The organism is Aquabacterium parvum (genome assembly GCF_001447195.1).
GTDB lineage: Bacteria > Pseudomonadota > Gammaproteobacteria > Burkholderiales > Burkholderiaceae_C > Aquabacterium > Aquabacterium parvum.
The window spans coordinates 402,245-417,261 of the sequence record NZ_LFRI01000386.1 but is presented as its reverse complement, the minus strand read 5'-3'; the positions used below and the strand labels follow the sequence as shown (position 1 = coordinate 417,261).

Sequence of the window (15,017 nt, the reverse complement as noted above, 5' to 3'; positions counted from 1 at the left end):
CCCTCGCCGCAGTGACCACTCAGTGCCCGCGCGAACCCGTCAGAAACACGCCGGCCAGCGCCACGACCAGGCCGATGAAGCTGAGCGCCAGCAGCCACACCAGGGGCTGGCGCCACAACGCAGGCCGCTGCGCATGGCGCGGAGCAGCCGCCTCGGAGGCCACAGGCCGGCTGCCATCGACGCCATCCAACCAGTCGCGCAGCGCGTGCGACAGGCGGCGCGCAGAACGAAAGCGCTGATCGATGTCGCGGTGCATCGCATGGGCCACGATGTCCGACAGCTCGCGCGGAATCTCGGGGTTGACCTCGTGCACCGGCTTGACGGGCTGGTGCAACACCGCGTCGGCGATCTCGTCGAGCGAGCCGCCTGTGAAGGCTCGCCGCCCGGCCAGCAACTCGTAGAGCACCACGCCCAGGGCGTACACGTCCACGCGCTGGTCGCCAGGCTCTCGGCGCACCAACTCGGGCGCCATGTAGAAGGGCGAGCCGCCGATGAGCTCCTGGAAGCGGCTGGTCTCGTCGTCACGCTGCGCCAAGGCCTCGACCTGGCGGATGCGCGCGATGCCGAAATCCAGCACGCGCGGCTGCGTGCGCCCGACCATGAAGATGTTGGCCGGCTTGATGTCGCGGTGGGTCACGCCCTTGTGGTGGGCGTAGGACAGCGCATCAGCCACCCGCCGCACGATCAGCGCAGCCTGCTCGGGCGTGGGCTTCCAGCCCATGGACAAGAGGTGGCGCAGGTCACGCCCCTTGAGCAGCTCCATGGCGATGTAGCTGCCCTGCTCGCTCGTGCCCGCGTCGTGCACGGTGACGATGTAGGAGTGGTTCAGGCCTGCTGAAGCGCGCGCCTCGTGCAGCACCAGCTTGTCGAACTGCTCGCGCTCGGACGCGGGCAGGTTCACGTTCAGCGTCTTGATGGCGATCAGGCGCGACAGCAAGGTGTCATGCGCTGCGTAGACGGTGCCCAGCCCACCTTCGCCGATCACGTACTTCAGCGCATAGCGGCCGATGTGCCCGATCGTGGGCAGCGACTCGGGACGCACGCGACGCAACTCGGCCGGGTCTGGCTCGGGCAGTGGCCTGGTCTCGGAGATCGTGTCGACGTCATCGACCACGAGCCGATCCGCCTCCACCTCGTGAGGCTGGGTGACGGCGGGTTGCGTAGGGGGCGTGGACACAGCAGAGAGAAGGCTCAACGCTGTTTCGAACGATAGGCCTTGACTTCGTCGGGACGCAGACCAGGAGCGAGGTGGTCCAGCACGCCATTGACGAACTTGTGGCCATCGGTGCCACCAAAGGACTTGGCCAGCTCGACGGCCTCGTTGATCGCGACCTTGTAAGGCACGTCCAGGCAGTGGGTGAGCTCGTAAGCCCCGATCCACAACACGGCATGTTCGACGGGCGAGAGCTCCTGCACCGAGCGATCCAGGTACTTCAGGAGCACCGCATCGAGCTGTGCGGACTGCTCGATGCAGCCGTGCAGCAGGGCGTCGTAGTGGCCACGATCACACTTGGCGAACTCGGGGGCATCGCGCAAATCAGCGTCGATGGCACCCGGGTCGCGCGGGTTGAGTTGCCACTCATAGAGGCCTTGCAGCGCGTACTCGCGAGCGCGGCGGCGAGAGGATTTGGCGCGGTCGCGCGGAGGCTGCGATGCTGCGGCACCGCGTTCGCTGCGGGCACCCTCGGAGGGGCCGCCGGGAGGGGTCGAGGTGGCGTCGCTCACAGCAGGTCGTCCAGCAGGTTGGCCATTTCGACGGCAACGCGGGCCGCGTCACGGCCCTTCTCTTGAACGCGGGCCTCGGCCTGCTCCTGGTTCTCGACCGTGAGGATGCAGTTGGCGATCGGCACGTGGTGGTCCAGGCTGACGCGGGTCACACCGGCGCCGCTCTCGTTGGCCACCAGCTCGAAGTGGTAGGTCTCGCCACGGATGATGCAGCCCAGGGCCACCAGGGCGTCGTAGCGTTCGCTGTCGGCCATGGCCTGCAGGGCAACGGGCACCTCGAGTGCGCCGGGCACGGTCACGTGGGTGATGTGCTTGCGTTGCACGCCCAGGGCCAGCAGCTCGTCGATGCAGACGGTGGCGAGGCGACCGGTGAGGTCATCGTTGAAACGGGCCTGAACGAGCCCGACCCGCAGGTCGTTGCCGTCGAGGCGGTTGGCGGTACCTTTGTCAGCGCCTTGCATGGGACATCCAATCTAAAGAGCGAAGTGAAAAGAACGAATCAAAGAACAATCGGCGGGCAAGCCGTCAGGCGTGAGGCACCGGCAGGCTCTGGCCATCGGCGGTCAGGAAACCGCTGACTTCCAGGCCATAGCCGACCATGCTGGGCAGGCGTTGCTGGTTGCCCATCAGGCGCATGCGCTGCACGCCCAGGGTTTTGAGGATCTGGGCGCCCACACCGTAGGTGCGCAGGTCAGCCGGGGTCTTGGGGACGGCTTGCGGGTCAGCAGGCAGCACGCGATCGAGCAGGCGATCGGGGTCATCGCCCACGTTGAGCAGCACCACCACGCCACGGCCGGCTTCGCGCACGGCAGCCAGGGCCTTGGGCAGCGGCCAGGAGTGACTGCGGCTGCCGGCGTCCAGCCAGTCGAGCACCGAGAAGGGCTCGTGCACGCGCACCAACACCTCGTCTTCGCGACCGGGCTTGGCGCCTTCGAGGCCCAGGCTCAGGGCCATGTGAACGGCGCCCGTGCGGTCCTTGAAAACGCGGGTCTCGAAAGGGCCTTCGGGCGTCTGCATGGTGCGACGGCCAACGGACTCGATCAGGCTCTCGTTGCGGCTGCGGTACTGGATCAGGTCGGCGATGGTGCCGATCTTCAAGCCATGTTCTTTGGCGAAGACCTCCAGGTCGGGCAGGCGGGCCATGGTGCCGTCGTCGTTCATGATCTCGCAGATCACGGACGATGGCGTGAGGCCTGCCATGCCGGCGAGGTCGCAACCGGCTTCGGTGTGGCCAGCGCGCATGAGCACGCCGCCGTCCTTGGCCTGCAGCGGGAAGATGTGGCCGGGCTGCACCAGGTCGGTGGGCTTGGCGTCGGCGGCGACGGCGGCCTGCACGGTGCGCGCGCGGTCGGCGGCCGAGATGCCGGTGGTCACCCCTTCGACGGCCTCGATGGACACCGTGAAGGCGGTGCCATGCTTGGTGCCGTTGCGCGTGGCCATGGGCGGCAGTTGCAGGCGCTCGCAGTGCTCGCGGTTGAGCGTCAGGCAGATCAGGCCACGGCCGTACTTGGCCATGAAATTGATGGCTTCGGGCGTGACGTGGTCGGAAGCCAGGACGAGGTCGCCCTCGTTCTCGCGGTCTTCTTCGTCAACCAGGATGACCATGCGGCCAGCGGCCAGCTCGGCGATCAGCTCGGGGATGGGTGAAATCGGCATCCCGCGATTGTAGGCGGGCGGCGCACCCCAACGGGGGCAAACCCCAGCTTGAGCCCCCTTGGAGAGCGGAAATGCGCCGGGATTTCACCACGCAAGAGGCGCTCAGCCCGGCAGGCGCCCCTCGGCCGACAGCATGCGCTCCACGTAGCGGGCGATCAGGTCGACCTCGAGGTTGACCTGGGTGCCCGCCTTGATCTCGCCCAGCGCCGTGTTGTCAATGGTGTGCGGGATGAGGTTGATGTCGAACTCGGTGCTGCCGTCGTCGGCGTCCTGCACGCGGTTGACGGTCAGGCTCACGCCGTTGACGGTGATCGAGCCCTTGTAAGCCAGGAAACGCGCCAGGGCCTTGGGCGCACGGATGCGCAGCAGCCACGACTCGCCCACCGGCTCGAACACGGACACATCGCCCACGCCATCGACGTGGCCGGTGACGATGTGGCCGCCCAGGCGGTCGTGCGAGCGCAGGGCCTGCTCCAGGTTGACCCGGTGACCCGTGCCAGCCAGACCGACCGTGCGCGCCAGGCTTTCGGCCGAGACGTCGATGGTGAAGCGGCTGGCGGCCACGTCGAAGGTGGTGACCGTCATGCAAGCGCCGTTGATGGCGATGCTGTCGCCCAGGCCGACGCCCTCGAGGTAACCAGCCGGGGCCTGGATGGTCAGGCGGCGGCCGTGGGTGGGCAGCTCGCCCAGGGGTTGGTTGTCGGTGACCTGGCCAACGCCAGTGATGATGCCGGTGAACATGGACTTCTCGACGACGTGGATTGGGAGGGAAGAAGGCACAGAGAGAGCTTGGTACCGATCACGGGCGCGCGCAGGCGCCCGCGAAACCGATGCCACGGGCCAGGGCGATCGCCCCAGCCGACCTCAGAAACGTTCGCGACCGGGCGGGCGCACGATCAGGCGGGCATCCGGGCCGACCAGGCAGAGGTCGCGGACCTCGCCTTGCCAGCACCCATCCAGCCCCCTGAGCGGAGACAGCGCGGCCAGCGCCCGTCCGGGGCCCAGCAGCTTGGGCGCAAGATACACCAGGATCTCGTCGACCCACCCCTGCTCGATCAAATGGCCATTCAGGCGGGCGCCAGCCTCGACGTGCAGCTCGTTGACACCACGGCGGGCGAGCTCGGAAAGCAGCCAGGCCAGGTCGACCTGGGGTGTGCGTTGGGTCGCCTGGGCGGACACGGCCGTGGCACTGGCCTGTCCGCCATTCGCTTGCGCCTTGGCTTGCACTGAAACACCTGGGAGCACCCAGGCACCCAGAGAGTCCCCGGCCTCGGAAGGTCGGCCCACCACGCTTGGCGGCGCCTCCAGCACCTCGGCACCAGCCGCCAGCAACGCAGATTGGCGGTTCTTCGCGTCTTCATCGATGGGCGTCAAGCCCACCACGAGCAAACCACCCTGCGTGCCCAGCATGGCCGAATCGGGCGGCATGCGCCAGCGGCTGTCGAGCACCACGCGCAGGGGCTGGCGAAGCACCTCGAACGCACGCACGTCGAGGCGCGGGTTGTCGTCCAGCACGGTGCCGATGCCCGTGAGCACGGCCGACGCGCGGGCGCGCCAGTGCTGCCCGTCTTCGCGCGCGCCCGGCGAGGTGATCCATTTGCTGACGCCGTTGTCCAGCGCCGTTCGGCCATCCAGCGACGCAGCCACCTTCAGGCGCACCCAAGGACGCTGACGCACCATGCGAGACAGGAAGCCGATCTTGATCTCGCGCGCTTCGAGGGCGGCGGGGTGATCGGGCGGAAGCTCGTCAACGGTGATGCCCGCTGCACGCAACCTGGCAACGCCCTGCCCCGCCACCAGCGGATTGGGGTCGTGCAGGGCCACGACCACGCGTGCGACACCCTCGCGGATCAGAGCGTCGGCGCAAGGGGGCGTGCGGCCATGGTGAGAGCAAGGCTCGAGGGTGACGTAAGCGGTGGCGCCTTGGAGGCGTTCGCCCCGCGCTTGCGCGTCACGCATGGCCATGACCTCGGCGTGCGGACCGCCCGCCAGCTGGGTGTGGCCCTGGCCAATGAGGCGGTCGTCGCGCACGATCACGCAGCCGACCGGGGGGTTGGGGGTGGAGATGGGGAGGGCCAGGCGGGCCTGGGTGAGGGCGGCTTGCATCCAGGTGAGGTGGGATGCGTGCGAACTGTCGTCTGACATGGAGCGTGCGATCGGCTGCTAGCCCCCGTGGGCAGGAAGCGTTCAGCGAAAGGTTTCGAGGTCGGCGACGAGTTCTACCACGATGCTCGATGCCACCGCGTGCCCGGCCCGCTCGCCAGGCCGCATACGGGTCTTTGGCAAGGGGCGGATGGCGCGATCGACCCAGCCCCCCCCGGGCTCGGCACGCAGCACGTCCACACGGTCGATGTGGCCTTGGGCCGACACCCAGAGGCGCAAGACCATGCGGGCCGAGCCGACCTCGCTGAAAGCGTCCTCGTCCAGGATCCAACCGGGCTCGGGCGACGGGGCAAGGTCGAGCTGATCGGCCTGCACGTAGCGCTCAGCCAACGTCGCCTGGTCAGGCGTCAGCTGGGCGACCACCGCCGGGTTGACCGGCGCCTCAGAGGCGGGCTGTTGCGCCCGATCAATGGGGGCCTCAGGGCTCAGAGGCCCTGCGCCCGGCGCGTCCAGCGCAGGCGACTCGGCGAGCGACAAGCGGCCCCTCAAGACCCGGCTTGCTCGCGCTTCAACTGGGCCTTCGTGGGCGTCAACCACGGCCCCCGACGTCCGCTTCGGCCACCCTCCTGCGCCCAACAACCAGGTGCCGAAACCGTGCAGGGCGACTGCCATGGCGATGGCCAACCAGGGGGCGCGGGCTCGGCTCACGTTCACTTCTAGCTCTCAACGAATCACCGCCAGCAGTTCGCAATCGCGTCGGCCACATCGCCCTTGTAGCGACCGTCGTTCAGGCTGTCTTCCACGACACCCTTGACGCCCAGATTGTCGACCGTCGGGTCGCCACACTGGTCATTGGCCATGGTTCCCGTGTCAACGCGCTCGGCTGTGATGACGTATCCCTGGCCGGTGCCGTTGATCGTGACGCTCAGGCTGTAGCGAGCAGCCCCTTCGCCAGCCGGCGGGCTGGACGCGAACAATTGATCCGCGAAAGCCGCGGGAGCATCGTTGGTGTTCGCAGCGTTGCCGTAGAAGTAACGCTCGCTGTAGCGGCGCTCCATCCAATGCTGGGCGGCCTGCATCTGTGTCTTCAACTGGGTGCGGTGCCCCCGGGCCACGTACTCGGTGTAGGACGGGTAGGCCACGGCCGCGAGGATGGCCACGATCACCACGGTGATCATCACCTCGATGAGCGTGAACCCCCTGGAGGTGATGGCGTGGGGCCGACGCGAGGCCCAAGTGTCACGCGCGATCATGGTTCTGACCTTCATGGTGTGGGCGCCTTATCTTCATCGGCCGTGGCGGCAGGACGGGTGCGCATGCCCATGATTTCGCGCCATTGCAGGCGCAGGTTCGAAGCCGAAAAGTTGATGTCCTCGTCCGTGCCCTTGCCCAGCGCACGCCCCTTGCCTTCCCCGCCAGTGTTGACGGACGTACCCGTCGACGCGTCCGTGACAGCGACGACCTTTTGATCCGCGATGTCCTTGCCGATGAGCAGAGAGGTGGTGGACAGGAGACGGGTGATGGGCAAACCAGACACCGGGCTGAACGCGTACAGCGCGCCTTGTGGCTCCATCGAGCACGAGACCTCCCGCTCCGTGCCAGACTTCGGCCGCACGGTGGTGAAAAGCACGAAGTTCTGACGCCGGGTGAGCGAGCTGATGACCGCCTCCCCCGCGACCGGGAACTCGAAGTACCAACCGTCGTGTTCGGCCGGCTTGAACTCCTGGGTGGTGGTGCCATCGGCCAGGCGTACCTCTGCACCATTCTTGATCACCACGTCACCCTGGTCGTCGGTCTGGACCTGGTAGACGCTGCCGTCCGTGTCGCGACGCAAGACGCGGCGCACGAAGGTCTTGACGGTGCGCGCCGCCTCACCCTGTCCGATCGTTCGCGTGGCGCCGACACGCGGCAAGGCGTTCTCGAAGGTGACCTCACCCGAGGCGTTGGTGAGAGGCGGGTTGATCCGGTCACCCGGGTAGCGGCCTTTGTCCCACACCGTGAAGAAAGCCTGCGTTGTGGAGGAATCGGGGAAGTCGACCGATTCGATGGCGCGACCGGTGCCAAACGAGATCATCGCGCCCCCGAAGTTCGGGAAGAACACCACCGGCGCCGTCGTGATCGGCAGCGTGCGCCCGCCGACGCTGGCGGTGAACAGGGGCTGCGCCACCTCGTTGGTGGTGGCCTGGGTGCCCACCGTGGTCGTCACCGAGGTGACCAGGGCCGACTGCCATTCCAGCGGGTTTGACGAGCGCAGGTCGAACTTCCAGAGCTGGCCCCGCAGGTCGGTGGCGTACACGACGTCGGCGGTGCCGTTGTTGTCCAGGTCCACCCAGGTCGCGCCCATCAGCCCGTTTTGCGAGTCGTCGTCACGCGACACCACGATCTTGCGGAACGAGCCCCCCGAGCCGGCACCCACTGGCTGCCAGCCGGCAGAAGTCGGGCCATTGACCGCGAGGATGAACAAAGCCGCCTTGCCACGGTCGGAACCGTAGCCGTTGGGCACCAACAGGCCGAAATCACCGCTGTTGAGGTAGACCACCTGCGAGGCCTGCCCCGAACCCGGGTGGCGCACCGGGTCCTGCAGCTGGTAGCCCAGGTCACCGTCGACGCTCGACGAAAACACCCACTTGAAGGCAGCCGGCGCGGTCAGCGTGGAGGACAGCGAGTCGGGGCTGGTGACGTCGAGCGCGAACACGGCCCGGCCACCTCGGCCCAACGAGCTGAACAGGTAGGTGGCCCAGGCCGGCTTGACGGAACCCGTCGAACCCGTGCCGGTGCGGAAACCGGTGCCAGGGGCCGCCAGCACGTCGGCCGCGAAGGGGCTGCCGTCCATCAGGGCCACGGGAGAGACATTGCCCGCCGAAAGGGCCGACTCCAGGCGCCCGACCAGGGGGCTGGGCACGTAGGACACCAGGGGCTCACCCGTCTGGGCATGGATGCCGTGCAACATGCCGTCGTTGGCGCCCGCCCACAGCACCGGCTTCGCCTTCAGCTTGCCGTTGGCGAAGGTGCGGTACGAGGGGCCGTCGCCGAACACCGCATCGGTGTAGCGACCGGCAACCAAGCCACTCTGTAGCCAGGGAGTCGAGTTGACGATCGGGCCCATGACGCCATTGCTGCGAACGCGGAAGCTCGCGCCCTCTTTGCTGTCATCGCCGCGCATGTACAGGATCAGGTTTTCGGCACGACTCGCTTGGGCCGATAGCGCCTCGCGCTCGGCCTGCGTCGGCTGCTGACTCAGGCTCAACCCCAGCATCGCGGCGCGATAGGGCGCCTGGGAGTCCACATTGAGCGACGCCCAGTCGAACACCAGACCGGTGTCGCCGTTGTCCGTGATGATCGTGCGGGAGGTTCCGGCCTTGGTCATCAGATCGGTCGCGCTCCAGCCAGGCTGGCTGTTGAAGGCGCCGTCTTTGTCGAGCGTGTACGCCTTGATCGTGCCGCCAAACCCCGTGGGGCTGAACTCGGCCGTGTACTTGATGCTGTCGGACAGCAATTGAGACGAGGACACCGCAGGCGCCGAGTTGCTTCCCTGGGTGATGGCCTTCAGGAGGTTGCGCAGGCGCTCCTCGAGCAACTCCGGCCGACGCGCCAGGAAGTAGCCGTCGGGTTCGCCGTCGGCGCAGCCGCCGAGCCCGCACGCCTTGCCGTTGTTGTTCTGGCTGTCCCAGTTGACGGCGGCCGCACCCGAGCGAGCTTCAGGGCTGGCGTTCGAGCTGACCGCGAACTCGGTTTCGCCGGTGCTGAAGCTGCCGTACTTCGCCACGTACCAGAGCGGGTCGCGCAGGGTGACGTCTGCAGCGCCATTGGTGACCGTGAAGTCCTTGGCCACCGTGGTGGTCAGGGGCGCGCTGCTGCCGAAGAAGTCAACGCGTTGGCCTCCGTAGCTGCTCGGCCAGGCGTAGCCATCGCCGCTGTTCGGAGCACCCGTGTTCATCCCCCTGTCCGTGAACCCACAGCGCAGGTTGAATTGTGTGCCGCCCAAGCCCGCACAATCGGAGCCAGGTGCAGCGTAGCCCACCCCACCGTGTGTCAGGTAGCGCTTGTCAAGCTCGGGGTTCTCTGTCCCCATGATGCTGAAGCCGTGCGAGCCCCGGGCACCTGCGTCGTGGTTGAGGATGTCGGTCATCACCCTGAGCTCGTACACCCCCGGGCGGCTTGCACTTTCTTTGCGCTCCCAACGCAGAAAGCCGACGATGTCCATGTCGTAGTCACCGCCGAACTGCGCGTCGTTCCAGGTGACCACGTACGACGCAGAGTTCGCATCGCCATAGATCGATCGGAAGGTGAGCATGGCACCCGGCATCAACTGGCCGTTGGTGGTTTTGTAGTCCACGAAGTCCCACGAACTCTCGGGCGTGATGTACACCACACCCGCCTTGCCCGGAATCGGCACCTCGATGCGGGCCACGCCGCCTGACAAGGTGGCCGCATAAGACTTCACGCGCAGGGCGTGGGCAGGGAGCCTGCTGGTCGACACCGACTTACCGTTCTCATTGACCAAGTCGGCCAGCGCGCGAACCGCCTGGGTGTTGGCAATGAAGGCCGCGCCCGCAGCCAGGTACGAGCCCTTGACAGCAGGGGCCTCCGGACACACGCCCGCAACCCGTGCGAGGCCCTCGGTTACCACGGTGCCGATCTGCTTGGCGGTGCAATCCGAGCCGAAGTCGGCATCCGCCGACCCCACGGAACGACGGCTGTTGTTGATGTCCTCGATTTGGCCAACCCGGTCGGTCGCCTTCTGGATGGTTTCGGTGGCCTTGTTCTTGCCGATGAACGCCGCGGCATCGCCATACACATCTTCGGATGCGCCCGGCTCGTCGGTGTCGTGGGTGACCGCCCCGCTGGACAGGGCCAGCATGTGCATGGGGCGGCAGATCGCCCGACCAAACAGGTCACGGCGCGGCACACCGGCGACGGGGTCGTTGTCAGTGTCGCGAAGGGGGTCGCGTGGGGTGATCGAAACGGGCAGGCCCACCGAGGCATCGCGGGTGATCTTGGTCGCATCGGCGCCCATGGGCAGGTTGGCGAAATAGGCCAGTGCCTGCGTGATCATCTCCGACATGGGGTTGCCCCAGGACGGGAAGCTGCCGTTCGGAACTTGAGACGGGAAGGCGAACGTGTCCGCTCGGCCGCCGATCACCGGGGCATCAGCGTTGTAGTTGCCAGCGTTGAACAGCCGCAAGCTATCAAAGGAACGGATGATGCCCGCGATGGTGGAACCCCGACCATTCGAAAAGGAATCGGCCGTGACCTTGCAGTTGCTGTTACTGTCGGTCTCCGTCAGCATGTGGCAAAAACGCCCCGTGCCCAGGTCAACCTCGTCGTTGACCGAGCCCACGTTCTTGCGCAACTGACCGCCGCGCAGGTTGTCGTCGAAGCTGCCCGTGATCAGGCCGAACTCGGCGCGGACCGCTTGGCTCGTCCGCTCGCTGGTGCCGAACTCCTGCAACAACCCGATGGGCTTGTAGGTGGTCTGCACCACGTTGTTGACGGTGCGGCGGTAGCCTCGGCAGCGTTCGTTGCCCTGGCCGATGAACTTTCCAACGCATGACTGAACACGAACGATCAGCTCGGGGCCAACTGTTCCATACTTGGCACCATTCTGGTCATACGACGGCAAATCGGGTCGATGGACCTGCTCAACGTGGTAGGGGTTGACCTTGGCCGGCGGCCCGTACTCCTTATAGAAGGCCTGGGCCTTCGCGCCAAAGGCGAAGTTAGGCTGGAACTCGGACCAGTTGCACACTGTCCCGGGCGTCGTGGCCCAAAGGCTGTAGTTGCCCTTGGCCAAACGAAGCTGCGGCAGACCTTGACCGTTGGCGTCTGTGCCACGGCTGCACATCGTCAAGCCTGCGCTGCCCAGCTCGGCAAACGTGAATGGGGTGTAGTCACGGATGTCTGCGCCACCGTAGTACTTGACGAAGGCGTGCGCGTCGTGCCCGAGCGCCGCCATCTGGAGCGTGGTGTCACCGCCAGCGTTGTCCACTGTGTCGATCACCCTTCGACCGCCATACAAGGTCTTGCGCACCACGTCCAGGCGGGTCATCGTGGCCCAGTTAAGGAAGTTGCCGCTCCACAAGGGCTCCCTCGAAGGGCAGGTCAGTCGACCGCCCACCTCGGTGGCCACGTCCGAGGGCACGAAACGCCCTGGGTTGCCGGTCGAATAGCTATAGCAGAGCTTGGCGTCGAAGTAGCCGTAGTAGACGAACGTCGGCTTGAAGGTGTAGTCAACCGTGCCGTCGCCATCGATGTCTTCGTAGTCGGTGTAGATGGGTGCGAACAGCGTGTGGTCACGCGACGCCGTGAGCATCATCATGGGCCCGCCAACCCCTTCGCTGATGTTTGGCGGGTAGGCGGCGAGGCTGGTGGATGAGAACTGGGGGCTCACGCCCGTCTGCGCCCAGACGGTCAGCGTCAGGGACAGCAGCGACGCTGCAGCCAGCGCGAGGCGAGGCAGGTGAAGGTTCATGGCACGGCCTCAGGATTCGGGAACCAAGAAGTAAGACTGGAGCACCACCTCTGTGCCGGCACGGTAGCCGAACCCGCGGGCGGTGATGCGAAAGAAATAATCGGTGCCGCGTGGGATGAGTTCAATCAGGTACTCGGGCTGGAAAGCCACACCCTGGACGGCGCGCGCCCCAGTGAACGATCCCAACGGGACGGCGCCCGTGAACGTTTGGCAAGGGCCTGCGTTGCCTGCGCCAGGCTTGTCTTCGCCTGGGGCGCCCCAGCGCCCACCTCGATCCTCTGGCCACCAGGCTTCGGCAAGCTCCGGATCGCCCTCGGCTTTTGAGAAATCGACCTTGGCGCGCTTCTTCGGATCGAAGAGGCACTGGCCGCGCAGGCAATCCTCCGTGAACTCGGTGATCTGATTCAGGACTGGGCGCTGGACGTTGCGCTTGCAAACGGCTCCCGGAAAGTCGAGCTCCCCATTGGCAATCATCAGGTCCTTTTCGGCGTCTCGCAGCGCGGCTTCGGCAGCCTGCCGGGCCACCTGCAAGTCAAGCTGGTTGCGAGCCAGGCCCTCACCCAGCAAGGCCAGGCGGGCGCTGACGATGGCGATGCCAGTCAAGGCAAGGGTGAACACAAGCACGACCAACATCGCCACCCCACGCTGGCGGGCAGGCACAACGCGCATCATGGCTGGGCCTCCGGATCGGGCGCCTGCCCGCCCGCCACTGCCAACTTCAAGGGCACCGTGTTGCCCTGGCGGTTCTTGACGCTGAAGACCTGCTCGAAGCGCTGGACTTGGACGCCGTTAGCACGGCTGACGGATTCGCCCCGGCAATCGGTCACGTCGGGCGCGTCACGCAAGGTGGTGGATTGGGCCGAACGCACGAGCATGCACACCCGGATGGACGTGACCAGCTGCCAGCCACGCTGAAGTTCGCCGTCGATGTTGGCAGACTGGGTACCCACCACGCCTGCAGACACATAACGCACCGGCCGGCGAGAGGCGTCGTTGGCCAGACCGTAGCTGACGACGAACTGCTCGACGCCCTGCACCAGCGGTTGACGGCTGCCGCTGCCATTGCCCCAGCACGTCAGGGTGGATGATGGTACCTCGCGCCCGTCGTCGAGCACCAAGGTGTCTTTGATCAACTCGTAGGCATTGATCACGAGCAGGGGCGCGTCGGGCAAGGGCCCCAGGTCTGGCTTGACCTTGTCGGCCGTGAGCTTGCTGGCGCCTTTGTCGTCCGCACCACTGCCGGAGCCTGAACCCGACATGTCGGTCAAATAGGTGGCCCGCTTGTCGTTCTTCGCAACGGTCGTGTCCGTGATCACATCGGACCGGGTGCAATCACCACGTTGACCGGCGCCCAGCGAGAAGGCGTCTTCGGTGAAATACGACAGCACCAGGGAGTCCGAACCCTCGGGCAACTTGTCTGAATCGACGCAGGCACGGGTCTTGGAGTCGAAAGACTTGCCCGCACAACCGAACACACCGTTCGCGTACGCCTCATCGGTCAACCCCATGCCTGCCACCGCCGTGTCGTACGTAAAGCGCACACCGTCCGTGGGCACGGCAGAGGTCTCGTTGGGTTTCTCGATGGCTGCGGCCGGGTAGAAACCGGCGGAGTTGATATCGCGAGCCAGCAGGCCCATGGCGAACTGCCCGGTCTCGTAGACAGCACTTCGTTCGTTGACTTCGCGCTGGGTGCTGCGGGTGTTGAGGTACAGCAAGGTGGCTGCCAGCACGAGGACAAGGTTGATGGCGATGGTCACCATCAGCTCGACCAGCGTCACCCCGCTTTGCCGACGTGCGCCTCTTGATGAAATGCGTTCGCGGTGCATCGTGTATTCAGGGGGTGAGAGAAAAGGTGGCGCAGCGGACCCCGGCAGGCACCTTGGCATCTGCTGGACAACAGGTTTGCTGCGCCAGGCCGGTGTCATTGGCGCTGCAGGAAGCCGCTTGCACCAGGTTGCCAGCCGCTGCGCTGTCGACGTTTTCTTTGTCGGCCCACATGAAGGTCACGGTCATGCCCTGGACGGCATCCCCCGCCACCCAGACAGAGCCACGCGGCAACTCGCGACGCACGCGAGCGCGCCATTGATCTTTGTCTGCATTGGCAAGGGCGTCCGCAGCGCAGACGCTTTCACCCGTGCATGAGACAGATGCCGACGCCTCGTCAGGCACGCTGGCCTGATCCGCCCAGGTCTTCAGGTATGCATAGGGCGCGTCCTCTGGCTTGACAGGAGCCACCCCGGGAGCCTGGGAAAGGTTGGAACGCACACGCTCGGCGTAATCGGACAACAAACCGGAGAGCTGCGCCCGGTGCACCGACCCCAGTTGGTATCGCAAGGTGTAGTTCTGCAGCGCAGCCAAGCTCACCAAACCCAGGGCCATGATCACCATGGACACCAGGACCTCCACGAGCGTAACGCCAGATTGACGGGGTTTCACTGTTTCACCTCTGGTAACTCGTCAGTCTTTCAGCGCAACCGACACGCGGCCTTGCCGACTGACTTTGATCGCTCGCGCATGCACGCTGTCTTCCTCCTGGGCGTCCTGGGTGACACCCGAGAAGTTCTGGCCCAGCTGCGTGCCGCGAGGGTCGAACGTCACGATTCCCGTCGGGTTTTTTTGTATGAGCTGAAACCGTGGGTCGGACGCCTGACGCACCGCCACGATGTTTTCCCGAGGCAGGGCCTCATCAGGCAAGGCCGCAGAGCAGGCCTGGTTGGTGAACACGATCCACCCGCCGGCCCATGATGCCGTCGCGTTAGCTTGGCAGGTATTGGACGTACCCGCCTCAAGCTGACAAATCGAGACGCACGTGTTCCTGCTGATCGCATCCAAGCGCGCACGCTGCAGCGCAATCGAAAAGTCGTCCCGGATGGCGTTCATGCCCGAGCGAGTCGTGAACGACTGCAAGCCCGGCACCGCAATGCTGGCCAAAATGACAAGCACAGCGATCGTGACCATCATCTCGACCAGAGTGAAGCCACGCTGAATGTGGAGGATTCCCGCTTTTTGCATGCGGCGAATGTAGCGCGCCCACCCGGCAGCGCAACACCGCTGAGCGGCG

13 protein-coding genes are annotated in these 15,017 nt (G+C 66.0%); all 13 read right to left on the bottom strand.

Annotation, left to right across the window (positions count from 1 at the left end; all coding sequences use genetic code 11):
- Positions 1 to 19 precede the first annotated feature (19 nt).
- The 13 genes from ABG80_RS16015 to ABG80_RS15955 all read right to left on the bottom strand — a co-directional run bounded on the left by ABG80_RS16015 (position 20) and on the right by ABG80_RS15955 (position 14,968).
- Positions 20 to 1,177, bottom strand: a complete 1,158-nt coding sequence (locus ABG80_RS16015; RefSeq protein WP_235513889.1) for a serine/threonine-protein kinase — start codon at positions 1,175 to 1,177, stop codon at positions 20 to 22.
- A 14-nt stretch (positions 1,178 to 1,191) separates the two neighbouring features.
- Positions 1,192 to 1,725, bottom strand: a complete 534-nt coding sequence (gene nusB, locus ABG80_RS16010) for a transcription antitermination factor NusB (RefSeq protein ID WP_058088592.1) — start codon at positions 1,723 to 1,725, stop codon at positions 1,192 to 1,194.
- A complete protein-coding gene (ribH, locus tag ABG80_RS16005; protein WP_058088591.1) occupies positions 1,722 to 2,186 on the bottom strand; it encodes a 6,7-dimethyl-8-ribityllumazine synthase in 465 nt (154 codons plus the stop codon). The genes nusB and ribH overlap by 4 nt, the downstream gene beginning before the upstream one ends.
- Before the next feature lie 64 nt (positions 2,187 to 2,250).
- The gene (gene ribBA, locus ABG80_RS16000) at positions 2,251 to 3,381 is read right to left on the bottom strand and encodes a bifunctional 3,4-dihydroxy-2-butanone-4-phosphate synthase/GTP cyclohydrolase II (RefSeq protein WP_058088590.1); all 1,131 of its coding nucleotides are present in this window, start codon (positions 3,379 to 3,381) and stop codon (positions 2,251 to 2,253) included.
- A 102-nt stretch (positions 3,382 to 3,483) separates the two neighbouring features.
- Positions 3,484 to 4,122: a riboflavin synthase gene (locus ABG80_RS15995; protein WP_058088589.1), complete on the bottom strand. Its 639-nt coding sequence runs from the start codon at positions 4,120 to 4,122 to the stop codon at positions 3,484 to 3,486.
- 123 nt (positions 4,123 to 4,245) lie between these two features.
- Entirely contained in the window at positions 4,246 to 5,526 is a 1,281-nt protein-coding gene (ribD, locus tag ABG80_RS15990; RefSeq protein ID WP_058088588.1) for a bifunctional diaminohydroxyphosphoribosylaminopyrimidine deaminase/5-amino-6-(5-phosphoribosylamino)uracil reductase RibD, read from the bottom strand.
- Between the two features lie 42 nt (positions 5,527 to 5,568).
- Positions 5,569 to 6,192: an energy transducer TonB gene (locus ABG80_RS15985; protein WP_152987660.1), complete on the bottom strand. Its 624-nt coding sequence runs from the start codon at positions 6,190 to 6,192 to the stop codon at positions 5,569 to 5,571.
- 23 nt (positions 6,193 to 6,215) lie between these two features.
- A complete protein-coding gene (locus ABG80_RS15980) occupies positions 6,216 to 6,752 on the bottom strand; it encodes a type IV pilin protein (protein ID WP_058088586.1) in 537 nt (178 codons plus the stop codon).
- The gene (locus ABG80_RS15975) at positions 6,749 to 11,956 is read right to left on the bottom strand and encodes a pilus assembly protein (RefSeq protein ID WP_058088585.1); all 5,208 of its coding nucleotides are present in this window, start codon (positions 11,954 to 11,956) and stop codon (positions 6,749 to 6,751) included. The genes ABG80_RS15980 and ABG80_RS15975 overlap by 4 nt, the downstream gene beginning before the upstream one ends.
- 9 nt (positions 11,957 to 11,965) lie before the next feature.
- Positions 11,966 to 12,628 carry a pilus assembly PilX family protein gene (locus tag ABG80_RS15970; protein WP_058088584.1) on the bottom strand — a complete coding sequence of 221 codons (663 nt, stop codon included), beginning with the start codon at positions 12,626 to 12,628 and terminating at the stop codon, positions 11,966 to 11,968.
- Complete coding sequence (locus ABG80_RS15965) at positions 12,625 to 13,782, bottom strand: PilW family protein (RefSeq protein ID WP_160322565.1); 1,158 nt, start codon at positions 13,780 to 13,782, stop codon at positions 12,625 to 12,627. Before ABG80_RS15965 ends, ABG80_RS15970 begins: the two co-directional genes overlap by 4 nt.
- Positions 13,783 to 13,789: 7 nt before the next feature.
- Positions 13,790 to 14,392 (bottom strand): type IV pilus modification protein PilV, encoded by a 603-nt coding sequence (gene pilV, locus ABG80_RS15960; protein ID WP_268760985.1) that lies wholly within the window; start codon positions 14,390 to 14,392, stop codon positions 13,790 to 13,792.
- 21 nt (positions 14,393 to 14,413) lie between these two features.
- The gene (locus tag ABG80_RS15955; RefSeq protein WP_058088581.1) at positions 14,414 to 14,968 is read right to left on the bottom strand and encodes a GspH/FimT family pseudopilin; all 555 of its coding nucleotides are present in this window, start codon (positions 14,966 to 14,968) and stop codon (positions 14,414 to 14,416) included.
- Between the last annotated feature and the right edge of the window lie 49 nt (positions 14,969 to 15,017).